The organism is Mesorhizobium sp. WSM4817 (assembly GCF_055811135.1).
Window position 1 is genome coordinate 24,716 of record NZ_JBVVQQ010000009.1, and the last position, 21,267, is coordinate 45,982.

Genomic DNA, 21,267 nt, shown 5'->3' on the forward strand with positions numbered 1-21,267 from the left:
GGTAGCCTCTATTTCAGACCGGAGCCGGCAATGCCGGTGGTGATGAAGCGCTGAAGGAATATGAACACCAGCACGACCGGGATCATGGTGACGACAGTCATGGCCAGGATGTAATGCCATTGCACATTGAGTTGGCCGGCATAGGTGTTGAGACCAACCTGCAGCGTATAGACCTCCTTGCGCGACAGGACGATCAGTGGCCAGAGGAAGTCGTTCCAGCGCCAGACCACGGAAAAGATCGCCAGTACCGCCAGCGCGGGGGCGGTCAGCGGCAGGATGATGCGCCAGTAGATCTGCCATTCCGACGCCTTGTCCATGCGCGCTGCATCGATCAGCTCGTCGGGGATCGTCAGCATGTACTGGCGCAGCATGAAGACGCCCGTGGGCGTCGCCACCGTCGGCAGGATCACGCCCCATAGCGAATTGAACAGTCCCATTGCCGAGATCACCGAATAGAGTGGCACCAGGATGACGGAGAGCGGCACCATCAGCGTCGCGACAATGAGCATCATCACAGCCGAACGTCCCCGAAAATTGTACTTCGACAGTGCGAACGCGGCCATCGAATTGGTCAGGAGCGTAATCAGGGTGGCGACCACGGTGACGAAGACCGAGTTGCGCAGATAGAGGAAGAAGTCGAAGGCGAGGAAAGGCTGGACATAATTGTCGAGCGCGAAGGCGATGCTGCGCTTGGGCGCACGGTTTTGGATGTTGACGCGTATGATCTCGCCCGGGTTGGCGGGATCGACCATCTGCGCGACGGTGCCGAGGCGGCGCACTTCGGCGAGCACGCGCACGCTGCCGTCGTCATTGCGCACTTCGAAGAGCTGCAGCGGCTCCTCATACCCTTCCACGATCGCTTCGGCGGTGACATAGGGCAAAACAGTCGGCGGGAACTCGGCCAGCGCCGCAGGCGTCTTGAACGACGAGTTGACCAGCCACAGCGCCGGGCCGAACATGACAAGCAGCCCGCCGATCAGCCAGAACCAGGTGAAAACGTCGGTCCAGTGCCAGCCGGCGCCGCCGCGCCGGCGGAACAGAAATTCCGCAACCCTGCTCATCGCATTTTGCCCCGCTGCTCGTTGCGCCTTGCGATGCTCAGCTGGATCAAGGTCAGCACGACCAGCACCGCTCCCATGAGGATCGAGGCCGCGGAGGCGAGCCCCGGATTGCGCAGCATCGAGGCGAAGCCGACCTCGTAGATGTACTGCGTGAGGAACAGCGTGCTGGTCCCGGGACCGCCTCCGGTCAGCACATAGATCTCATCGAATATCTGCACGGCGCGGATGAGTGTCAGCACCAGCACGACCAGGAGGTTGGGTGCCAGCAAGGGCAGCGTTATGCGCCAGAAGACGCGCATGGGCCGCGTGCCGTCCATCTCGGCGGCCTCATAGAGGTCTTTCGGAATGGCCTGAAGGCCGGCGAGAAGGATCAGCGCGTAGAAGCCGACATGGGCCCAGACCGACACCATGATCGTCGCCGCGAAGGCCCAGTTGCGCTCCACCAGCCAGTTGACCGGGGTTCCGCCCGCCTCGAACACCATCAGGTTGAGCAGTCCCTGCCGCTGCAGGATCCAGCGCCAGATGAGACCGACCACGACCGGCGACAAAAGCACAGGGAAGAAGAACACGGCGCGCCAGAAACTGCGCGCACGCAACTCACGGTTGAGCACTAGTGCGGTGACAAGCGCCACGGCGACCATCATCGCCACTTGCAGCACGACGAAGGCCAGGGTGTTCCAAACCGCGATCCAGAACAGGTCCTCCGTGCAGCTCTTCGGGTCGAGATAGCTGCCGCAACTGAACAGCCGCCCATACTGATCGGCGCCGACGAAGGTGCGGTCGCCGAGGAACAGCGCCCCGCCACCGGTCATCGAATAGAGGATGTTGATGGCCAGCGGAAACAGCACGAAAATGCCGAACACCAGCATGTTCGGCGCCAGGAAGAACACGGCCATGCCATTGTTGCCCGTGCGCCGTTGCAACATGCGCAGTGGCGCATCGAAAACATTCGCAAGCCAGCCGACCGGCGCCAGGATCATGGCGCCGGCGCGGGTTGCTATGCCGTTTCGGACGTCTCCCATGACACTGCCGCGACGCTACTTCGATGCCTCGGCCACCTGTGCCTTGATGTCCTCGTCGATGCGGACGAAAGCCTCGTCGAGCTTCAGCTCGCCGGCCATGACCTGACTGATGCGGGTCACCAGCGCGCCATAAACCGGAGTTCCCCATTTCCATGCCGGCAGGGCGGCGGCATTCGGCGCGATCTTGCCCGATGCATTCAGGAAGGCTTCGAGCGACGCCTTGACGTTCTCGTCATCGCTCTTGTAATCGATCTTGCCGGCGAGAACGCCCTTGTGTGCGGGCAGGAACAGGGTGCGCTCGGTGAATTCGCGCATGATGTCCTCGCGGCCCAGGAAGTCCATCACCTTGCCGACTTCAGCGGGGTTCTTGGTGTATTTGACGGAGACCAGCGCGGCGCCGCCCGGCATGCCGGTGCAGGCGGCGGTGCCGCACGGCGAGCCCGTCGCCACCCAGTCGAAGTTCTTGCCGATCTTGCTGGCCAGGTTGGCAACCTGCCAACTGCCCGAATAATAGTAGGCAATCTGCCCATTGATGAAGTCGTCGGCCCCGGCGCGATAGGTGGTGCCCGACGCCGACACCCAGATTTCCTTGTTCATGCGGCCGTCGGCAACCCAATTGACCAGCTTTTCGGCGAAGGCTTTCGTGCCGGCGTCAATCGGCGCCGGCAGTCGATCACCGCCGATGTAGTTGGCGCCATAAGAGATGTTCGCCGCCGAGATACGATGGCCGCTGCGGTCGATGGCAAAGGCTGCGTTGAGCTGCTGGCTCTGCTGCACCTTGCCGGCGGCATCGACCCATTCGTCCCAGGTTGCGGTGTCGGCCGGGATCGGCACGCCGGCCTGTTCGAAAAGCGTCTTGTTAACGAAGCCGCCGGTCAGCGTGATCTGGGTCATGAAGCCCGGAATGATTTTGGAACCGTCAGGGCGCATCCAGTCGAACTGGTCGCCGAAATTCGTCTGCCAGTATGCTGGATCGGCAACCACAGGCGTCAGGTCGAGCCAATGATCGGCGAGTTCCTTGATGTTGGTGACGCGGGCGATATCAGGGCCCCGTCCTGCCTCGAGTTCGACCGGAAGCTGCTCCTGAACAACCTTGTAGGCGACATTGTCGAGAATGACGTTGATGTCCGGATTGTCTTTCATGAAGCGGTTGAGCAGGTCCTGTATAACCTCGCCCTCGATGCCGTCCGAGTACCACATCACGCGAACGTCGCCTGCGAACGCGGTCGACGACAGAAGGCCGGCCGAAAGGCCCAGGATTATCGAATTCATTCTCATGGTTCACTCCTCCGCTTTTGCGGTCTTCACCGCTTGATTGTCGCTGTCCGAGCTGCTTGTCGGGCTCCTTTTGATCCGATCCTCACCTGGTTCCGATGGCGTCGGCTGTGAAGAACGTGGCTTCGCCGCTGACCTGCCAGTCGGCCGGATCGATGACACGGTCTTCAGTCTCAATGCGGCCATCCGGATGGAACAGCACGTCGCCATATTCCGGGTCATTGACATGCAGAAGGCCGCTTTTTCCGTGGCCGAGCGCGAGCTGAGAAAACTGCGCCTCGAATTCCTCCAGCGACCCGTATTGCCGGCGCCGGCCCAGACGGATGATCCACGCGGCTTGATGGCCCGGCACGCGCAACTCGTTTCCAGTCGTCGGCCCGCGGCCGACGAGCTCGAAGGCGCTGTCGGCCTTCAGCATCGCGAGCCCATCGCCGCCGCGCGCCGAAGCTATATGTTCCTTGACCCTCGCTTCGTCGAACGCGCTCTGTGGGAACCAGGCATGGGTAAAGTCGGGTTGCTCGGCAGCGCAGCTGAACATCACAACCGCCAGGTCGCGGTATTGATGCACGCGCGGCAGAGATCCGGAGCCGCCCCAGTAAGACGGACGGCCATAGCCCGAATGAATTGTCTCGCCCGGATGGTTGATCCATATCTGCGCGTCGGGATTGCCGCCGAGGCGCAGGTGCAGCACCGTTTCCTGATAACCCCATTCGTTCCAGCGATAGGCTGCTGCGCTTCCCATGGCGAAATCGCGGGTCTTGTAGTGGTAGAGCTTGGCGATCCGGTTCTGGCCCTGCGCGAAGCACCATTCCTGCGCGTCGTCGCCGGCCATGCAGGCGATACCGGTCAGTTCTTGCGGGACGTGGAGCCCATGGTCGCGCAGGCAGAGCGCAAGCTGCGGCAGGGCGTGGAAGCGCATGCCGTAGAAACCTTTGCCCCACAGCATGCGTGCAATGCCGGAAAGTTCCAGCGAACGGGCGGCGCGCAGCGTGTGTTCGTAGGAGCGGCCCTGCGCGCCGGTAAGCATGCCCTGCTGAGCCGAGCGGGCGACGATCTCGAGCAGGCGGTTGATCGCAGCCCCGGCGCGCCGGCGCACATCGGCGTCTGGCCCAAGCGCGTACAGGATCGTCAACCCTTTGAGATCGATCGGGAAATAAGGGGCGGAGTTGAATTCCGCCATCTCCCATGCCTCGAAATGATCAAGCCAGGCGCGCACGCGCGCAAGGCCCACGGTCGACTGCTCCGCGCCGGTGCGCCCCGAGCGGACAAAGCGGGCATCGGGCAGGAGGTGGCCGCCGAGATAAGCCGCGGTGTGAAACAGAAGCGCGTGGTTTTCGGAAAAGTACCACTGCACGTCGTTGCCCGGCTCATCCATCCAATAGCGATAATTGAGGATCGCCTCGTCAATGCGGTGACGGAGATCGACCGCGATCCTGTCGCCATAGGCACGACGGCACCAGAGCAGTGGAACCAGGATGAAATCGGCGCAGTCGTGGCAATCCTCGATCGCCGGCAGTGCAGCAGCAATGATGGCGTCGGTTTCGGGGCCGCCACGGCCGGTCGCCAGCCGCGCCAGCGCCCGCACGGTATCGGCCTCTGCGAAGTTGGAGACCTGTTCCAGGGCTTCGCCGATCCTGTCGGCAAGGACGGCCGGAGCGCGGCCCTGACGCGCCGCATGACAGATCTCGACGCCGAAGACCCGCTGGGCAACAAAGCCTGAAGATGAGAGCGATACGGCAAAATGCCGGAAGTCGGCGGGAAGGTCTTCCGTGGCGGCAATCGTGATGCGTCTTGCCCCCGCTTCGATGCGGCGGCGGAAGATCACGGGCGCCTCGATCGACATGAAGTCGCCCTCGATCACAACAGCTACATCCACCGCAACCGGCAGCGCGACATCCGTCACCAGCGCCACTTCGCCGCCGGAATAAAATGGACGCTCGAAATGCATCGCGTCGAGAGCGGCTTCCATGGCCGCCGCGACGTCGCCTTTGACGGTCGTGGGCAAGACCTGTTCGGCAGTTGGGCCCCGGAGATAGTCGAGTTGGAAGAAGTAGCGTGCGTCACGCTCGGCGAGATCGTCGAACCAGATGCTGATCTCGTTGGCGCCGGCGACGAGATCGACCTCGAAATCCTGAGAAGCCTCGAGATTGCGCCCGTAGGGCGCCATCCAGCCGGCCTCTATCCCGTTGACGAACAAAACGGCGCCGCCGCAGGTGCGCAGCCGCAGCCGCGCCTGGCCGTCCGAGCCTGCATCGAGCACGGTACTTGCCCAGGTGGCGACCACGGTCGGGCGGAACCAGAAGCCCGACAGGTCGACACGGGGCGAGCCGAACGGAAGCCAAACACGGTCCGGCTCGAACACGCCCTGCGGCTCGGGCCGTTTCCCGCGGCGTTCGGCGGCAAACTCGGTTCGGCAGGGATATTCGTGCGGGATGAAATTCTTGTGCTTGGTCAGGAAGAAGAAGGGATCCATCTCCCCTTGCATCGGCTGATCCGCAACATCGTAGCGCTGCTCGGACGTCGTGCCGACGAGCCAGTAAACGACGGGGCCGCCGAGCGCGAGCGGCCGGCGCAGCGTAAGATCGTGCGTGATCGGTTCCACGGTGTTCATCGCAGCGTCTCAACGGGCACGGGCGACACGTCGTTATAGGCCTGGTTCTCGCCGGTCATACCCCAGACGAAGGCGTAGGGGCCGGTTCCGCTGCCCATATGGATCGACCAGGCCGGCGAGATGACACATTCGCCATTGGCCACGATCAGATGGCGGGTATTGTCCGGCCGTCCCATCAGATGGATTACCCGATCTTCCGCCGCGAGATCGAAATAGAGATAGGCTTCCATGCGCCGCTCATGCAGGTGAGGGGGCATGGTGTTCCAGACGCTGCCCGCAGCGAGATCCGTGATGCCCATCAGCAACAGACAGGAAGGCGCGACTTCCGGATGAATGTACATGCGCAATGTGCGCTTGTTGGCGCGTCGCTCCTCGCCGAGTTCGAGCGGCTTCGCCTCGGATTTCGTGATCAGCCGATGCTTGATGTCTGCGCCGGCCGGAACCGAGTTCATATAGAACCAGGCGGGGTGCGCGGCGCTGTCGCTTTCGAGCGTCACTTGCTTCGCGCCGCGCCCGACATAGAGCACATCGCGGTTGGCGAGCGCGAAGCGCTGCTGGTCGACGCTCACCGTTCCTGCGCCGCCGAGATTGGCGATGCCCATCTCGCGCGCGGTGAACAGATGAGGCGTGCCGACGTCCGCGCCATCGCCGAAACTCAGCGGCTCTCCGGTTGGGCACGCGCCGCCAACGATCATGCGGTCGACATGGGTGTAAGCGAAGGCGATACGGCCGGGCTCGAACAGCCGCTCCACCAGAAACTCGGCGCGCAGCCGCTCCGTTCCGTAGCCATCGATGTCGCCCGGACCGGCGCCGAAGAGAACGCGCATCGTCATGCCGCTGCCTCGTCAGCTTCGGCATGGATCATCCCCTCGGTGAGGCAGAGGATCGCCAGGGCCTGGCCGTAGCCGGTAGGCTGGATCGGGATGTCGCGGTAGAACTGGAGATCATGGCCCATGCGGGTGCCATAGGAAACGTTTCCGAGCACGCCGTTCTCGTCGATGCTGGCCAGCACCGCGTCGAGTGCGCGCCGGCCCGCTGGACCGCACGCCTTGGGCCCGAAGCCCAGGCGCGCAGCTTTCATGAGACCATAGCCGATGCCGGCGGTGGCCGACATCTCCTCATAGGAGGTCGGGTCATCGAGCAAAGTGTGCCATGCTCCCGATGGCGCCTGCAGGCGCAGCAGCGCTTCGATCTGCGCTTCCAGCACGCCGAGCAGATAGGCTTCGACTGGCTTGCCGACACCACCATTTTCGATCAGGTCGAGGATGCCGACCGTGATCCAGGCGTTGCCGCGGGCCCAGAGAGCGCCGGCAAAATTATGTCGGCCGGCAAATGTCCAGCCATGGAACCACAAGCCGGTTTTCGGGTCGGCGAGATAGCGCGCATGGACGAGGAACTGGCGAACAGCCTCGTCGATGCAAGCTTGCCGGCCGGCCGCGCGGCCGTGGAAAGCGAGGAACAGGCCGGCCATGAACAACGTGTCGTCCCACAATTCGTCGTCGTTGATTTTGTCTGAGACATTGTGCTGGAACCCGCCCTCGGGCGTGCGAGGCATGTCGCGAAGCAGCCTTTCGGCCCATTGGCAGAGAGGCGTTTCCCAGCGCTGGTCGCGTGTCTCGCCCCAGAGCAATGCCAGCGCCATCATCGGAGCGGTGGTGTTGATGTTCATCGGCGGCAGGCCCGCCCTTAAATGGCGCTCGTACCAATCTTCGATTGTCTTCAAGAGTTTCGGGTCGCGATTGTGCCGCCAGAGGCAAACGAGGCCGTAGAGGCCTACACCCTGCGGCCATTCCCAGGAATCGAAGCTGATGTAGTCGCCGGCCGTGCCGTCGAGGTTGGGCTCGTCGAAACGGCCGTCATGGCGCAGGCCGGTCATGCCGCGCACGAGCAGGTCGAGCTTTGAGCGCATATCTCTCATGGACGACGCCACCACTCCTCCCAAGTTTGCGCGATGTCGGGCAAATGGGTGCCACAGGAATTTTTATTGCGCAATCTGAAATTTTTTTGCAGCATGAAGGCCTGGTGAGGAAACAGCCTATGGTCGTCAAGGTCGAAAGCGGGAAGCGCGGCACGCCCAGCCGGCGCGTGCGGCTCGAAGACGTCGCCGCGCGCTGTGGCGTATCCGTCAGCACGGCGTCGCGGGCGCTTGCTGGCGGCAAGGGCGTGCGCGGCGACCTTCGGTCGACGATCATCGAAACCGCCAGGAAGTTGAACTACACGATCCCCACGTCGATCGCCGGCCGCAAGGTGATCCTCGCCGCAAGCAACGCTGCGAGGATCGACTATGGCCGCAACCAGTTCACCTTCTATGTGCTCGACGGACTGAACGAGCGCGCAAAAACTCTCGGTGTCGAGCTGGTGTCGCGCTCGATCGCCGACGCCGGTGAGCAGATCGCGCTGCTCAATGAGGCCAGGCAAGACAAGAGCGTCGTCGGTTGCCTGTTTCTGACGCTTGACGACGAGGCGGTGCTGACGCTGACCGGCGGTTTCGGCAAGCCGATCGTGCTCATAAACGGCGACGACCCGGCCATGCACCATTCGAGCCTGACGCCATGCAACCGCTCGGCGGCGCATCTCGCGACGCAGCACCTGCTCGACCTCGGCCACCGGCGCATCCTGTTCCTGATGCGACGCGGGCGGCGCACGATCGAGCGTCGCTTCGAGGGCTGGCAGGATGCACTGCGAGAGTGCGGCCTGGCGGCCGGCGACCTGGCCGTGGAGGTGGCGGATTGGCTGCCGGACCTTGCGGCGGAAGCGATTGCGCGGCGCATCGAGGCGCGTGGCCTCGATTTCACAGCCGTGCTCGCCGCGGGCGACAGTCTCGCTATCGGCGCGATGATGGCGATCCGGAAGTCGGGTTACGAGGTGCCTGCCGACGTGTCGGTCATGGGCATGGATGACCTTCCGCAGGCAGCTTTCCAAAACCCGCCCCTCACGACGATGCATATCCCGATGCGCGAGATCGGCGCGGCGTCGCTCGACCTCCTGCTCGCCGATCTCGGCGGGGACCTGCCGCCGCGCCGTATCGAATTCGCCTGCCATATCGTGCAACGCCAGTCGACCGGCCCGGTTCGCGCCTGAGACGTATGGTTCACACCGCTGTCCGGGCCAGGCCATCGCTACATCGGTGTGGCCACGTTCGAACCGTCTTCGAAGCGTCCGTAACCTCCGCCGAAGAAAAGCAGAGGTTCGCCGTCTCGCAAGGTCGCGGCGGTTACGCGGGCAACGACGATCAAATGGTCGCCGCCCTCATGCCCGGAGATCCGCACGCATTCGAACCGCGACAGGCAGTCACCCAGCAGCGGCACGCCGGCATCGTTCAGGTCGTGCGGGAGGCCGTCAAAGGCTTGACCGGCGCGAGCGAAGCGCTGGCTCAGCTCGATCTGCTCCGCGCCCAAGACATGAACCGCGAAATGCTCGCAACCAGCGAAGGCGGCAAAGCGCCTCGAATGCCGGCCGATCGACCAGAGCACGATCGGCGGGTCGAGGGACACCGATGCAAAGCTGTTCGCGGTGATGCCGACGGGACCATCAGGCGTCATCGTGGTGACGACGGTGATACCGGTCGCAAACCGGCCGAGCGCGTCGCGGAACTCGCGCTTGCGGTCGGGGCCGGGCACGAAGCTTTTCATCGGTTGCTGCTCGGGGTTGAGGAAGTGGTACATCAGGCGCCCTCCTGGCCAAGGGCTGCGGTGGAAGCTTCAATCTCGTTGACGCGCCTTCGCAGCATCATCATCGCCGCTCCCCGGTTCCGAGCGGAGTCGCCGGGGTGATTTCCGGCACCCGGCCATAGACATGCGGCAGCGAGCAGGTGCTGATGTTCGGCAGCACGCGCTTGCCGAAGGACAGGGCCTCGTCGAGATGCGGATAGCCGGAGAAGATGAAGGCGCGGATGCCCATTTTCCGGTATTCCTCGATCTCGCACATGACTTGATCGGTCGAGCCGACGATCGCGGCGCCGCAACCGGAGCGTGCGCGGCCAACGCCGGTCCACAGATGCCGCTCGACATAGCCTTGTGCGTCGGCGCCGGCGCGGTTCTTTGCCTGGTGCGCGACGCCCAGGGATGTCGCGTCCAGTGCGCGGCCGCGGATAACGCTGCCCTGCTCGTCATCGAGTTTCGAAATCAGTTCCTCGGCATATTCGCGGGCTTCGGCTTCGGTGTCGCGCACAATCACGTGGACGCGCAGGCCATAATCCAGTGTGCGGCCATGGGCGGCTGCACGCTCGTGAACATCACGCATGCGGTGCGCCAACACGTCCTTCGCCTCCGGCCACATCAGATACACGTCACACTGTGCGCCGCAGAGTTCGAGCGCGTCGGGCGAATAGCCGCCGAAATAGAGTAGCGGCCCGCCATTCTGTTGGTAGGGCTTTGCGGGGTCGGCGGTTACTTTCCCGAATTGGTAGACCTCGCCCTGATGGTTGATTTCATCGCGCGTCCAGGCCTGACGCAGGATCTCGATGACCTCGCGCGAACGCTGATAGCGGAAGCGGCTGTCGGCGAGTTCGCCGGGAAAGTCGGAAGAGATGACGTTTACAGTCAATCTGCCCTTCAGCATGTGGTCGAGCGTTGCGAGCGTGCGCGCCAGCATGATCGGTTGCATTTCGCCGCAACGCACCGCCGCGAGAAGGTTGATCGTCGAGGTTATCGGAGCGCAGCCCGCCACGAAGGACAGAGTATCCTGGCCGACCTGATAGGACGAGGGGCACAGGATATTGCGAAAGCCCAGTCCTTCGGCTGTCTTGACGATATCGGAGCAGTGCTCCCAACTCGACCGCAGCGCGCCATCCGGTACGCCGAGATAGCGGAAATCATCGGAGCACAAAGCGGAAAACCACGACACTTCAGCAGCATCGAGATCTGCGGACGTCACCGGAACGACCGTCAATGTCGGCACTCCTCGTTGTCAGAGACTGGATTTCCCTGTTGCATATCATTCGTGTTTGTGTAGATCAATAGTGTATCAATTTTGCGTTGGAGACAATGTGACCACGTCCAGAAACGCCTATGCGCTTCCGATGCATCAGCAGGTCAGCGAAATGCTGATTCGCGAGATCGCGGCCGGGCGGATGATTGAGGGCGAAAAGCTTCCGCCGGAGCGCGACATGGCTGCGGGGCTCGGAATAGCGGTCGGTACTTTGCGCAAGGCGCTCGGCGATCTCGAGCGCAAGGGCTTGCTCAGTCGCATCCAGGGTTCCGGGAACTACGTACGTTCGCAACCTGACGTGGCCAGTGTCTATTCCATGTTCCGGCTGGAACTCCTGGAGGGAGGCGGGCTGCCGACGGCGCGCGTTCTGTCAGTCGATCGGCTGGCGAAACCGATGGACCTGCCGGTGTTCGGGTCGAGCAGCGAGGCTCATAGAATAAGGCGGCTGCGGAGCCTCAGCGGCAAGCCGGCGGCGCTGGAGGAGATCTGGCTCGACGGTGCCCGTGTGGAGACGGTTGCTATCGAAGAACTGTCGGATTCGCTCTATCTCTACTACCGCAAGGTGCTCGGCTTCTGGATCTTGCGTGCAGAGGACCGCGTCGGGGTCGGCCAGGTGCCGGGATGGGCGCTGCCAGAATTCGGCCTCGCGCCGGGCGCTGCCGCCGGCTTCATCGAGCGTACCGGCTGGATGCAGGACGGCGCCAGCGCGGAGTTTTCCAGGACCTGGTTTGATCATGGCGTCGCGCGCTATGTCGCGCGGCTGCGATAGGGAACGGATATGGCGAAGCACATTTCCTACGGCATCATCGGCTGCGGCATAATGGGGCAGGAGCATCTTCGCAATATCGCGCTGCTGCCCGATGTCGGCGTCGCGGCGATCTTCGAGCCCGACGCGACAATGCGCGCACGCATGGCAGGCCTCACCCCGCAAGCGTCGATCGCCGGCTCGGTCGCGGAGGTGGCGGCCGATCCGCGCGTCGACTGCCTGCTCGTCGCCAGTCCGAACTATGTGCATTTCGCACAGCTCAAGGAAATCGCCGCTATCCGTGCGCTGCCTATCCTGGTCGAGAAGCCGCTTTTCACCGATCCGGTCGACGCAGTCGCGGTGAAGGCGTTCGCCGCGACCTATACCGCACCAGTCTGGGTCGCGATGGAATACCGCTATATGCCGCCGGTCGCTCGATTCATCGAGCAGGCGCAGGACGCCACCGGTGGCATCCGGATGCTGACAATCCGCGAACATCGCTACCCGTTCCTGGACAAGGTGGCCCACTGGAACCGCTTCAACCGTCGATCGGGAGGCACGTTCGTCGAAAAATGCTGCCATTTCTTCGATCTCATGCGGCTAATCCTGAAATCGGAACCGGTAAGAATCATGGCGTCGGCCGGACAGGAAGTGAACCATCTCGACGAAAATTATGATGGCGAAACACCCGATATCTGGGATTGCGGCTACGTGCTGGTCGATTTCGCCAGCGGCGCGCGCGCCATGCTGGAACTGTGCATGTATGCAGAGGGCAGCCGCTATCAGGAGGAGATCAGCGCCGTCGGTGCGCGAGGTAAAGTCGAATGCCTGGTGCCGGGTCCCGGCCGCTTCTGGCCAGCCCATCTCGGCGCGGCGCCGACGCCGCAGTTGATCGTCAGCCCACGCTTTCCGCAGGGACCGTACACCGTCGAGATCCCGGTCGACCCGCAATTGTTGACGGCCGGCGATCACAACGGCTCGACTTTCTATCAGCATCAGCGGTTCTGCGCCGCCCTGCGAGGCGAGGGCCCGGTCGAGGTGACGCTGGATGATGGCTGGAAAGCTGTCGCCATGGGTATGGCCGCACAATTGTCGGCAAACCAGGGCACGGCCATTTCCAACCCACTCGATGCCTGCGAGAGCGCAAGATCCACGGCGTGAGCCGCCTAGTGGGATCAGTCAACCCTTGCCTCCGATTGCCGCTATGGTTCTGACCAGCCTGTCCGCGACACAGGTCGATGCTCCAGCCGCCATGAGCATCTGCGGCAGGATCAACCATTCCAGCGTCCAGGCTGCACCGGAGCGCTCTTGCTCATGGATCAGCGCATGATGCATTCCCGACAATTGGACCGCGTTGTAGCGGGCAAGCGTCACCAGCATCTCGGCGTCGACGGGATTGCGCTTGTGCGCCATGGCGGACGACGAACCGCCGCCCGCCCTTTGCAGCTCGTCGCCTGCCTGCGCCATCAGCGCAATGTCCTGCCCGAACTTGCCGAGGCCGCCCGTCACAAGCGACAGCCAGTTGGCCAGCTCAGCGATGCGGTCGCGCTGGCTGTGCCATTGCGGCGCGTCGCCAAGGCTTAGCTGCCGGGCCAGCGTGGCACGGATGGCGGCCCCCTTGTCTGCGAACTTCTCGAGTGTCCCGGCGGCGCCGCCGAACTGGACGACGAGAATCGATCCTCGCACCAATTGAAGCCGCTCGTGGTGGCGCACCAGCGGTTCGCACCAGCTTGTGACGCGATCGGCTACGGAAATCGGAATCGCTGCCTGCATTCGGGTTCGGGCCATCAGCGGGCGATCGCCAAACCGATGGCCGAGATCGGCGAAGGCGACCACCAGAGCCGAAAGCCGTTCTTCCAACAGGTCGATACAGGCGCGAATTCTCAGGATCATGGCCGTGTCGATCACGTCCTGGCTGGTCGCACCGAAATGCACATGCTCCGAATGCGGCTCTCCGACAGCATGCCTGATCTGCCGCACGAGTTCCGGCACCATGACGCCGTCGCGCGCCGTTGCGTCCCTCAGGGCCTGGATCTCCGGCCGGAAGTTGTCGAGGACGCGCCCGATGGCGCTTGCTGCAGCCGCCGGGACGATGCCGAGCGCACCTTCTGCGTCGGCGAGCGCCTTCTCGAATTGCAGCATCGTCGCAAGTTCGACCTCGACGCCGAGCAGCGTCGCCATCTTCTCATCGCCGAGAAGCCCGGACAGGAGGGGATTGTCGAATGCTGCGATCATATGTCGAAGAAGACCGTCTCGTTGATGCCCTGGAGATGAATGTCGAACTTGTAGATGTCGCCATCGCGCGGCGCGACCAGCGTTGACACGCGCTCTTTCTGCTCAATGCGCATCAGGACGGGATCCTCGGCGTTGGCGGTTTCCTCATCGCCGAAATACATACGGGTGTGAAGGCCAATGTTGATTCCACGCGCGACGATCCAGACCGTCAAATGCGGCGCCATCTTGCGGCCGTCAAAAAACGGCACGCGACCGGGTTTGATGGTTTCGAACAGGCATTCGCCCGTCGTCATGTCGGTGGGCAGCCGGCCCCAGCCGGTAAAGTTCGGGTCGGCGGAGCCGCGCAGATCCGAGGGCGAATTGTAGATGCCGGCGGCGTCCGCCTGCCAGATCTCCACAAGTGCGTCGTTCAGCGGCGAGCCGGCGCCGTCGATCACCCGGATATTGACCCTGATGCGTTCGCCCCTGGTCTTGTCGTTGACCATCGCGGTGCCAAGGTCGCGTTCAAAGACGCCCGAGATACCGGCAAAGTTGGGCGTCAGCCCGATATGGACATAGGGTCCCGCGGTCTGCGAGGCGCTTTCCTTCAGCCGGCCAAGAGCCTGGACCATCAGTTGCCCTCGATGCGGTTTTCGAACAGCGTCGAGCGGCGGCCGCGCAGTACAATGTCGAATTTGTATGCCCGCGCATCCATCGGTATCGTTGCCTCCATGTCGAGTGCGGCGGTGAGGCCTTCAATAGCGCGGCGGTCGTTGATGGTCCGCACGATCGGGCACCTCCAGATCATCGGGTCGCCCTCGAAATACATCTGGGTGATCAGGCGCTGCACGAAGCCGTACCCGAAGATCGAGAAATGGATGTGCGCTGGACGCCAGTCGTTGGGTCCGTTGGGCCAGGGATATGGCCCCGGCTGGATCGTGCGGAAACAATAGGAGCCATCCTCGCCGGTGATGGTGCGGCCGCAGCCGCCGAAGTTCGGGTCGAGTGGCGCGAGATAAGTCTCCTTCCTGTGTCGATAGCGTCCGCCGGCGTTGGCCTGCCATACCTCCAGCAACGCACCGGCGACGCCGATGCCGCGCTCGTCGAGCAGGCGGCCATAGACGAGGATGCGTGGCCCGATCGCGCTTTCGCCCCGCCCGGCAAAATTGTGTACGAGGTCATTGTCCAGTTCACCGAGAATACTTTGGCCGAAGACCGGCCCGGTAAGCTCCGACAGCGTGTTGTCGAGGGAAAGAAGCGGCCGTTGCGGCGAGCGCAGCACGGACGTCTTGTAGGCTGGCGTGAAGGCCGGCGGATGCCAGTTGCGGTCGCGCGGAAAGAAGGCGCCGATTTCCGGCGTGCGGTTGGCGGGAAAGCGCGACTTGGTCATGATTAGCCGGCTTGAGCGTCGATTTCGTCGAACGTCTTCCTGGCGATCTTCATCGCATGATTTGCCGCCGGTACCCCGGCATAGATTGCCACATGCAGCAGCGCCTCGCGTATGTCGTCGCGCGTCGCCCCGGTATTGACGCTGGCGCGGATATGTATCGCAACCTCTTCGTCCTGCTTCAGCGCGGCGAGCAGCGCGATGGTGATCATGGAACGCTCGCGCCTGGTGATGTTCGGCCGCGACCAGACGTGGCTCCATGCAGCCTCCGTGATCAGTTCCTGGAAAGGAATGTCGAATTCGGTCTTGGCCGCCTCTGCCCGGTCGACATGGGCGTCACCCAGCACCGAACGGCGCATCGCCATCCCTTCGACGTATCGGTCGCCGTGTCGTGGCTTGCTCATTTGCGCTCTCTTGGCATGTCGTTCAGGAAGCCACGGATCAGCCCGGCCAGCCTTTCCGGCTGCTCGACGCATGGGATGTGGCCCGCACCGGAGATGACCTCGAATCGTGCGGCGGGGATTGAGCGGGCCAGCGATTCCACCAGTTCAGGCGGCGTCGATCCGTCCTGATCGCCGACAATGCAGAGTGTCGGCACTTTGATCGCGGCGGTCGTCGCGGTGAAATCGGCGTCGCGGATAGCCGCGCAGGCAGCAGCGTAGCCGGCCGGATCCTGGCGCGTCAGCATCGTTTTATAACCCGCCAGTTCCTCGCCGCGATTCTTATGGAAATCCGGCGTGAACCATTTTCGCATCACGTCGTCGGCAAAGCTGGCGATGCCCTCCGACAGGGTCGCGTTGATGCGCTCGTTCCACATCTCGGCCGTACCGATTTTCGCTGCCGTATCGCAAAGGATCAATCCCTCGATCAAATCCGGCCGCGTCTTGTAAAGGCATTGCGCAATGACGCCGCCGATCGAAAGCCCGCAGATCACCGCGCGCTTTACGCCAAGATGGTCGAGCAGCCCTGCAAGGTCCGTCGCATGGGTCTCGATTGTTTGCGGCGCGCCACCCAGTTCGCTCAGGCCGTGTCCGCGCTTGTCGAACGCAACGGATGTACAGTCGTCGGCCAGCCTTCGCTCGACCTCGTTCCAGATGCGCATATCCGTGCCGAGCGAGTTGGCGAAGACGACCGTCGGCCTGCCAGTTTTGGGACGATGCCGGTAGTGGATCGTCGCGCCATTGATGCGAGCAAAGTTCATACTTGTCATAGCTTTGGCATTCCTTTGGGCCGCATCAGCCGTTTTTGCGCGGCGATGCGGAATGGTGCGTTCGGCGCACCATAGCCTGCATACGCGCCGCGCCGTTCAACGAACTCGATAATGAATCCCTCTCCGAATGTCGGCGCATAGAGCTGAAAAAATTCGCCGTTGTCGTCGCGGTCATAAAGGATGTTGGCCGAGCGTAACCGATCGGCGACTTCCGGATCCAGACCGAAGCGCGCTTCTACGTCGTCGTAGTAGTTCATCGATATCTGAAGCGGTTCGAAGCCGTTGGCCTGCAGCTTCGCCGCCGTCGCAAAGATGTCATCCGTCGCGAGTGCCAGATGCTGGACGCCGGAACCAAAGGTTTCGGCGATGAAATGGCCGGCCAGGGTGCGGTGACTCTCGGCGCCGTTCAGCGTGAGGCGGAAGCGCTTGTCCAGACCTTCGATGACCTGGCTGCGCACGAGGCCGGCCGGATCGACGATGTCGACCATCGGGGTCTTGGTCGTCCTGAAGATCGAGACATAGAACAGCAGCCAGCTCGGCATCTCCTCCTGTGCCATGGTCTGCCCGACATGATCGATACGGGTGAGGCCGACGCCATTGCCGGACCTTGCCGACGTGACCGGCGTGAACTCTATGTCCCAGACCTTCGCCAGGTCGGTCTTGGCATCGAGGAAGTAGATCAGTCCGCCGCCGACGCCGCGGATCGCCGGGATCGACAACTCGCCGGGCCCGACCCGCTGGTGAAAGATCTCCGCGCCCAGTGCCTCGGCGCGCGCCACCGTGGCGGCGGCGTCCTCGACCTTCAGGCCCATCGCGTATGCCGACGTGCCATGGACAACAAAGGAAGAATGGGCAAAGCCCTGCCGCTCGGTGTTGATGACGATATTGATCTCGCCCTGGCGGTAGAGCGTGACCTCCTTAGAGACGTGCCGACCGGCCTCGACAAAGCCGAGCATGCGCAACAGCGATCCAAGCTGTCCGGCGTCCTGGCGATCGGCCGCGAACTCGATGAACTCGACCCCTCCGACCCCGATGCGGTCGGGCATTGGCGGGATGGCCATGTCAAGTGCCGGTTCTTCACGCCGCACCTGGTCCATCAACCATACGAGCGAACGCCGTCCGTCGACGGAGATCGCCTTTGCCGACCCGCCACGGAACTGGTCGTTGAAAATCTCGAGCGACAGATAGCCGTCATAACCGGTTGCCGCGACCGCCTGCATGAACTGTCGCGCCGGCAGATCGCCTTCGCCTGGCATGTTGCGGAAGTGCCGGCTCCAATAGAGCAAGTCCATGTCGATCAGCGGCGCGTCGGCGAGTTGGACAATGAAGATCTTGTCCGCGGGTATCGAACGGATCGAGCCGAGCTCAATCCTGCGGGCCAGCGTGTGGAAGGAATCGAGAACCAGCCCGACGTTCGGATGGTCGGTCCTGCGCACGATTTCCCAGGCATCGCGATGATCGTTGACGTGACGCCCCCAGGCCAATGCCTCGTAGCCGACGCGCAGACCGCGCCTGGCGGCGCGCTCGCCAAGCTCGCGAAAGTCCATGGCCGCCCGGTCGATCCCGCCAAGCGAGACCGGCGACACCGACGAGCATACCAGCATCAGATCGGTGCCGAGTTCCTGCATGACGTCGAACTTGCGCTCGGCACGATCGAAGGCGCGGTTGCGCTGCGGCTCCGGCAACCCCTCAAAATCCCTGAACGGCTGGAAGAGCGTTATGGTCAGACCTGTGTCACCAGCCATTCGGCCGACGTCGCGCGGCGAGCCGTCAAAGGCGAGGAAATCGTTCTCGAAGATTTCGACACCGTCGAAGCCCGCGGCGGAAATTGCCGCGAATTTCTCCGCCAGGTCACCGGCGATCGACACCGTCGCGATCGACGTCTTCAAACGCGCCTCCTCCCTGGTTTGTCGTGAACGAACCAGTTCGTACATAACTAAGGCAACGCTGGCAGCACCGCAAGTTTCGGCCGCTCAGCGTTCTGCGGGAGCTTCGTCCTTCGCGACAAAACGCAACAGCATCTCCACGCTGTTGCGTTTGAGCCGCTCGAGTTGTGCCGGCGCGCCGAAGTCGCGTCCGAAGATCATCGAAAAGGTGGTGCGATTGGAAACGTTGAAGAAGCACAGCGCGCTTACTTGCCAATGGAGTTCGATCGCGTCGAGTCCCGGCCGGAAGACCCCCTCTTCGACACCGCGTGAATAGATGCGAGAGATGTGGTCGATCGCCGTCACGTTCAGTTCGCGGATCGCATCCGATTGTTGGAGGTATTGGCCGTGATGGATGTTCTCGATCATCACCATGCGGATGAATTCCTCGTGTCGGTGATGGTGGTCGAACGTGAACTCCACCAGGCGCGTCAGTGCCGCCACGGGGGGCAGACCTTCGATATCAAGTTGAGCCTCGCCCTCGCGCACCTGACGATACGCGTTCTCGAGCGCGCGCAGGTAGAGGCCTTCTTTATCGCCAAAATAGTAGTAGATCATGCGCTTGCTGAAGCGTGTGCGCGCCGCAATCTCGTCTATGCGCGCGCCCGACAAACCGTTCAGGGCAAACTCCTTGGAGGCGATCTCCAGGATGTTGCGGCGCGTGCCCTCAGGGTCCTGGATACGCGTCGTGCTCGCGTCCGGCTTCGGCTTTCGTTCTTTCTTGATAACGGCCATGCAGTTTGAGTTCCCGCCCCGGCGCAGCCGGCATTTGACTAAACTAACCAGTTAGTACATCATTCGCAAATCGCGACCGGCTCATTTACCGGCGCGTTTGGCGTGAACACAAGGGCGATCCAGGAATTGCCGCATTTGGGCTGGGAGGCGGCCCGTACAGGGAGGAATTTCGGGAGATGGGCGACGACAGCCTTGTCGACCTCCTTTGCCGTCTTGCCGACGAGCACAAGGGCGCCGCCAGCGGCGACAGCGAAAAGGTCGTGATTGGCCTCGTCGGACGCGGTATTCAGTCCTCGCGCACTCCCGGCATGCACGAGCGTGAAGCCCAGCGCCTTGGCATCGGCTATTCGTACCTTTTGCTCGATTTCGACCGGCTCGGATTTCCGGACGCGGCGATCGGCGACTTGATCGCGGCGGCGGAAATTGCAGGCTTTCACGGCCTCAACGTCACGCATCCGTTTAAACAGGCTGTCATTCCCGTCCTCGATGCGCTGTCGCCGGAAGCGCGCGCGATAGGCGCGGTGAATACGGTCGTCTTTGCTGGCGGACGCAAGGAAGGCCACAACACCGACAGCTGGGGTTTCGCGGAGAGTTTTCGCGAGGCGATGACAGGCGCATCGATGGGCTGTGTCGCAATGTTCGGCGCCGGCGGAGCGGGCGCCGCAGTCGCAAACGCACTGATGGAAATGGGCGTTGGCCGGCTGTTCGTCCTCGACAGCCAACCCGGTCGCGCCTCGGATCTTGCGTCGCGGATGGGCGCCTTGTTCGGCGGTCGCGTCGAGACGTGGCCGGACCCGGCTGCAGCCGTGCGCATGGCAAACGGCATCGTCAACACGACGCCGGTGGGCATGGCGAAGTACCCCGGAACACCGTTCGACACGGCTCTTCTGACAGCCGAAAAATGGGTCGCCGACATAATCTACTTTCCGACCGAAACAGAGTTGTTGGTGGCGGCCCGAACGATCGGCTGCAGAACGCTGCCGGGCACCGGCATGGCGATCTATCAGGCCGTCCGCGCGTTCGAACTCTTCACCGGGCGCAAGGCCGACCACCGCGCCATGGCAGATCATTTCGAGGCCGCCGCATGAAGGCAATGACGCCTATAACCATATGAAGACCATAGGGAGGAAATCGACATGAAAGCTGAAATGAACCGACGCCTGTTTATGGCCGCCGCCGGCGCACTCGCTGCCGCGACCGCCGTTCCCGCCTTCGCGCAGGACAAGCCGAAGCTGCGTTTCTCGGCCGTGTTCTCGGAACAGGACATCCGGGCCGAGATGATGAAAATGTTCGCCGACGCCATCAAGGACGACTTTGCCTTCGAGGGTTATTACGGCGGCAACCTGTTCAAGCAGGGCACCGAACTTGTCGCCATCCAGCGCGGCAACCTCGAGATGGGCAACGTCGCCCCGCAGGACATCTCCAAGCAGATTCCGGCGTGGTCCATCGTCACCGCCGGCTACCTGTTCCGTGACGCCGCGCACGTGAATGCGTTCTTTGCCAGCGATGCCGGTGCGGAGCTGAAGAGGATGACCGAGGACCAGCTCGGCGTGAGGGTGCTCGGCCCTACCTATTTCGGCCTGCGCCAGGTCGGCCTGAAGCCGGACAAGGAAATCAAGACTCCCGCCGACATGGCAGGCATCAAGCTGCGTATGCCGGGTGGCGACGCCTGGCAATTCCTCGGCCAGGCGCTCGGTGCGAACCCTGCGCCAATGGCCTATGCCGAGGTCTATACCGGCCTGCAGACAGGCGCAATCGACGGGCAGGACAATCCGTTGCCCAACGTCGAGAACATGAAATTCTACGAGGTCATGTCGCAGATCGTGCTTACCTCGCACCTTGTCGGCTTCGACCTTCTCAGCATCTCGAAAAAAGTGTGGGACGAGATGGGGGCCGAGAAGCAGGCAAAGGTCCAGGCCGCGGCGGACAAGGCGATCGACTTCTCGACAGAGAAACACCTGACGCGCGAGAAGGAACTCGTTGAAACATTCAAGGGCAAGGGCCTGAAGATCTACGAACCCGATGTCGCAGCATTCCGCAAGCATGTGCAGGAGCAATATCTTGCCTCCGACCTGGCCAAGGAATGGCCTGCCGGGATGGTCGACAAGATCAACGCGCTTTGACGCGACGAACGCGCCGGCCGGTCCGCTTGC

At 62.8% G+C, this 21,267-nt stretch carries 20 protein-coding genes; 5 read left to right on the forward strand and 15 right to left on the reverse strand.

Annotation, left to right across the window (positions count from 1 at the left end):
* Positions 1–8: 8 nt before the first annotated feature.
* From AC0L2K_RS14420 to bglB, 6 genes are all read right to left on the reverse strand, one after another.
* Positions 9–1,061, reverse strand: coding sequence for a carbohydrate ABC transporter permease (locus tag AC0L2K_RS14420; protein ID WP_473531648.1), 1,053 nt, complete (start codon positions 1,059–1,061; stop codon positions 9–11).
* A complete protein-coding gene (locus tag AC0L2K_RS14425) occupies positions 1,058–2,083 on the reverse strand; it encodes a carbohydrate ABC transporter permease (RefSeq protein ID WP_473531649.1) in 1,026 nt (341 codons plus the stop codon). Before AC0L2K_RS14425 ends, AC0L2K_RS14420 begins: the two co-directional genes overlap by 4 nt.
* Positions 2,084–2,098: 15 nt before the next feature.
* A complete protein-coding gene (locus AC0L2K_RS14430; RefSeq protein WP_473531650.1) occupies positions 2,099–3,361 on the reverse strand; it encodes an ABC transporter substrate-binding protein in 1,263 nt (420 codons plus the stop codon).
* A gap of 82 nt (positions 3,362–3,443) precedes the next feature.
* The gene (locus tag AC0L2K_RS14435) at positions 3,444–5,969 is read right to left on the reverse strand and encodes a hypothetical protein (protein WP_473531651.1); all 2,526 of its coding nucleotides are present in this window, start codon (positions 5,967–5,969) and stop codon (positions 3,444–3,446) included.
* Positions 5,966–6,802 (reverse strand): 5-dehydro-4-deoxy-D-glucuronate isomerase, encoded by an 837-nt coding sequence (kduI, locus tag AC0L2K_RS14440; protein ID WP_473477739.1) that lies wholly within the window; start codon positions 6,800–6,802, stop codon positions 5,966–5,968. The genes AC0L2K_RS14435 and kduI overlap by 4 nt, the downstream gene beginning before the upstream one ends.
* A complete protein-coding gene (bglB, locus tag AC0L2K_RS14445) occupies positions 6,799–7,887 on the reverse strand; it encodes a beta-galactosidase BglB (RefSeq protein WP_031254343.1) in 1,089 nt (362 codons plus the stop codon). Before bglB ends, kduI begins: the two co-directional genes overlap by 4 nt.
* 119 nt (positions 7,888–8,006) lie before the next feature.
* Here bglB and AC0L2K_RS14450 point away from each other — a divergent pair, with 119 nt between their 5' ends.
* A complete protein-coding gene (locus AC0L2K_RS14450; protein WP_023797644.1) occupies positions 8,007–9,050 on the forward strand; it encodes a LacI family DNA-binding transcriptional regulator in 1,044 nt (347 codons plus the stop codon).
* Between the two features lie 38 nt (positions 9,051–9,088).
* On the opposite strand, the gene AC0L2K_RS14455 is transcribed toward AC0L2K_RS14450, so the two are convergent.
* Together AC0L2K_RS14455 and AC0L2K_RS14460 are read right to left on the reverse strand one after the other, a co-directional pair.
* Positions 9,089–9,634, reverse strand: coding sequence for a flavin reductase family protein (locus AC0L2K_RS14455; RefSeq protein ID WP_023797645.1), 546 nt, complete (start codon positions 9,632–9,634; stop codon positions 9,089–9,091).
* A 67-nt stretch (positions 9,635–9,701) separates the two neighbouring features.
* The gene (locus tag AC0L2K_RS14460) at positions 9,702–10,859 is read right to left on the reverse strand and encodes an LLM class flavin-dependent oxidoreductase (RefSeq protein ID WP_473531652.1); all 1,158 of its coding nucleotides are present in this window, start codon (positions 10,857–10,859) and stop codon (positions 9,702–9,704) included.
* A gap of 130 nt (positions 10,860–10,989) precedes the next feature.
* Here AC0L2K_RS14460 and AC0L2K_RS14465 point away from each other — a divergent pair, with 130 nt between their 5' ends.
* Together AC0L2K_RS14465 and AC0L2K_RS14470 are read left to right on the forward strand one after the other, a co-directional pair.
* On the forward strand, positions 10,990–11,667 hold the full coding sequence (locus AC0L2K_RS14465; protein WP_473531708.1) for a GntR family transcriptional regulator: 678 nt from the start codon (positions 10,990–10,992) through the stop codon (positions 11,665–11,667).
* 9 nt (positions 11,668–11,676) lie between these two features.
* Positions 11,677–12,804 carry a Gfo/Idh/MocA family protein gene (locus AC0L2K_RS14470; protein ID WP_473531653.1) on the forward strand — a complete coding sequence of 376 codons (1,128 nt, stop codon included), beginning with the start codon at positions 11,677–11,679 and terminating at the stop codon, positions 12,802–12,804.
* Between the two features lie 18 nt (positions 12,805–12,822).
* Here AC0L2K_RS14470 and AC0L2K_RS14475 read toward each other — a convergent pair whose 3' ends face one another.
* The 7 genes from AC0L2K_RS14475 to AC0L2K_RS14505 form a co-directional block, all read right to left on the reverse strand.
* Positions 12,823–13,878, reverse strand: coding sequence for a 3-carboxy-cis,cis-muconate cycloisomerase (locus tag AC0L2K_RS14475; RefSeq protein WP_473531654.1), 1,056 nt, complete (start codon positions 13,876–13,878; stop codon positions 12,823–12,825).
* Complete coding sequence (gene pcaG / locus AC0L2K_RS14480; RefSeq protein ID WP_287171264.1) at positions 13,875–14,489, reverse strand: protocatechuate 3,4-dioxygenase subunit alpha; 615 nt, start codon at positions 14,487–14,489, stop codon at positions 13,875–13,877. Before pcaG ends, AC0L2K_RS14475 begins: the two co-directional genes overlap by 4 nt.
* The gene (gene pcaH, locus AC0L2K_RS14485; RefSeq protein WP_287171263.1) at positions 14,489–15,247 is read right to left on the reverse strand and encodes a protocatechuate 3,4-dioxygenase subunit beta; all 759 of its coding nucleotides are present in this window, start codon (positions 15,245–15,247) and stop codon (positions 14,489–14,491) included. Before pcaH ends, pcaG begins: the two co-directional genes overlap by 1 nt.
* 2 nt (positions 15,248–15,249) lie before the next feature.
* Positions 15,250–15,648: a 4-carboxymuconolactone decarboxylase gene (gene pcaC, locus AC0L2K_RS14490; protein ID WP_287171262.1), complete on the reverse strand. Its 399-nt coding sequence runs from the start codon at positions 15,646–15,648 to the stop codon at positions 15,250–15,252.
* Positions 15,645–16,445 carry a 3-oxoadipate enol-lactonase gene (gene pcaD / locus AC0L2K_RS14495; RefSeq protein WP_287171345.1) on the reverse strand — a complete coding sequence of 267 codons (801 nt, stop codon included), beginning with the start codon at positions 16,443–16,445 and terminating at the stop codon, positions 15,645–15,647. The genes pcaC and pcaD overlap by 4 nt, the downstream gene beginning before the upstream one ends.
* 5 nt (positions 16,446–16,450) lie before the next feature.
* On the reverse strand, positions 16,451–18,343 hold the full coding sequence (locus AC0L2K_RS14500) for a bifunctional sugar phosphate isomerase/epimerase/4-hydroxyphenylpyruvate dioxygenase family protein (RefSeq protein ID WP_473531655.1): 1,893 nt from the start codon (positions 18,341–18,343) through the stop codon (positions 16,451–16,453).
* 84 nt (positions 18,344–18,427) lie between these two features.
* Positions 18,428–19,114, reverse strand: a complete 687-nt coding sequence (locus AC0L2K_RS14505) for a TetR/AcrR family transcriptional regulator (RefSeq protein ID WP_128166363.1) — start codon at positions 19,112–19,114, stop codon at positions 18,428–18,430.
* A gap of 176 nt (positions 19,115–19,290) precedes the next feature.
* On the opposite strand from AC0L2K_RS14505, the gene AC0L2K_RS14510 reads away from it, so the two are divergent.
* Together AC0L2K_RS14510 and dctP are read left to right on the forward strand one after the other, a co-directional pair.
* The gene (locus AC0L2K_RS14510; protein ID WP_473531656.1) at positions 19,291–20,202 is read left to right on the forward strand and encodes a shikimate dehydrogenase; all 912 of its coding nucleotides are present in this window, start codon (positions 19,291–19,293) and stop codon (positions 20,200–20,202) included.
* 48 nt (positions 20,203–20,250) lie between these two features.
* Positions 20,251–21,237 (forward strand): TRAP transporter substrate-binding protein DctP, encoded by a 987-nt coding sequence (dctP, locus tag AC0L2K_RS14515; protein WP_473531657.1) that lies wholly within the window; start codon positions 20,251–20,253, stop codon positions 21,235–21,237.
* The last annotated feature ends 30 nt before the right edge of the window (positions 21,238–21,267 follow it).

Bases quoted from the DNA above. Each gene is read 5' to 3' on its own strand.
- AC0L2K_RS14425 (WP_473531649.1), bottom strand. From the start codon at position 2,083: ATGGGAGACGTCCGAAACGGCATAGCAACCCGCGCCGGCGCCATGATC.
- AC0L2K_RS14505 (WP_128166363.1), bottom strand. From the start codon at position 19,114: ATGGCCGTTATCAAGAAAGAACGAAAGCCGAAGCCGGACGCGAGCACG.
- pcaC (WP_287171262.1), bottom strand. From the start codon at position 15,648: ATGAGCAAGCCACGACACGGCGACCGATACGTCGAAGGGATGGCGATG.
- dctP (WP_473531657.1), top strand. From the start codon at position 20,251: ATGAAAGCTGAAATGAACCGACGCCTGTTTATGGCCGCCGCCGGCGCA.
- pcaG (WP_287171264.1), bottom strand. From the start codon at position 14,489: ATGGTCCAGGCTCTTGGCCGGCTGAAGGAAAGCGCCTCGCAGACCGCG.
- AC0L2K_RS14450 (WP_023797644.1), top strand. From the start codon at position 8,007: ATGGTCGTCAAGGTCGAAAGCGGGAAGCGCGGCACGCCCAGCCGGCGC.
- AC0L2K_RS14455 (WP_023797645.1), bottom strand. From the start codon at position 9,634: ATGTACCACTTCCTCAACCCCGAGCAGCAACCGATGAAAAGCTTCGTG.
- bglB (WP_031254343.1), bottom strand. From the start codon at position 7,887: ATGAGAGATATGCGCTCAAAGCTCGACCTGCTCGTGCGCGGCATGACC.
- AC0L2K_RS14470 (WP_473531653.1), top strand. From the start codon at position 11,677: ATGGCGAAGCACATTTCCTACGGCATCATCGGCTGCGGCATAATGGGG.
- AC0L2K_RS14465 (WP_473531708.1), top strand. From the start codon at position 10,990: ATGCATCAGCAGGTCAGCGAAATGCTGATTCGCGAGATCGCGGCCGGG.
- AC0L2K_RS14475 (WP_473531654.1), bottom strand. From the start codon at position 13,878: ATGATCGCAGCATTCGACAATCCCCTCCTGTCCGGGCTTCTCGGCGAT.
- AC0L2K_RS14435 (WP_473531651.1), bottom strand. From the start codon at position 5,969: ATGAACACCGTGGAACCGATCACGCACGATCTTACGCTGCGCCGGCCG.
- AC0L2K_RS14430 (WP_473531650.1), bottom strand. From the start codon at position 3,361: ATGAGAATGAATTCGATAATCCTGGGCCTTTCGGCCGGCCTTCTGTCG.
- kduI (WP_473477739.1), bottom strand. From the start codon at position 6,802: ATGACGATGCGCGTTCTCTTCGGCGCCGGTCCGGGCGACATCGATGGC.
- AC0L2K_RS14420 (WP_473531648.1), bottom strand. From the start codon at position 1,061: ATGAGCAGGGTTGCGGAATTTCTGTTCCGCCGGCGCGGCGGCGCCGGC.
- AC0L2K_RS14510 (WP_473531656.1), top strand. From the start codon at position 19,291: ATGGGCGACGACAGCCTTGTCGACCTCCTTTGCCGTCTTGCCGACGAG.
- pcaH (WP_287171263.1), bottom strand. From the start codon at position 15,247: ATGACCAAGTCGCGCTTTCCCGCCAACCGCACGCCGGAAATCGGCGCC.
- pcaD (WP_287171345.1), bottom strand. From the start codon at position 16,445: ATGAACTTTGCTCGCATCAATGGCGCGACGATCCACTACCGGCATCGT.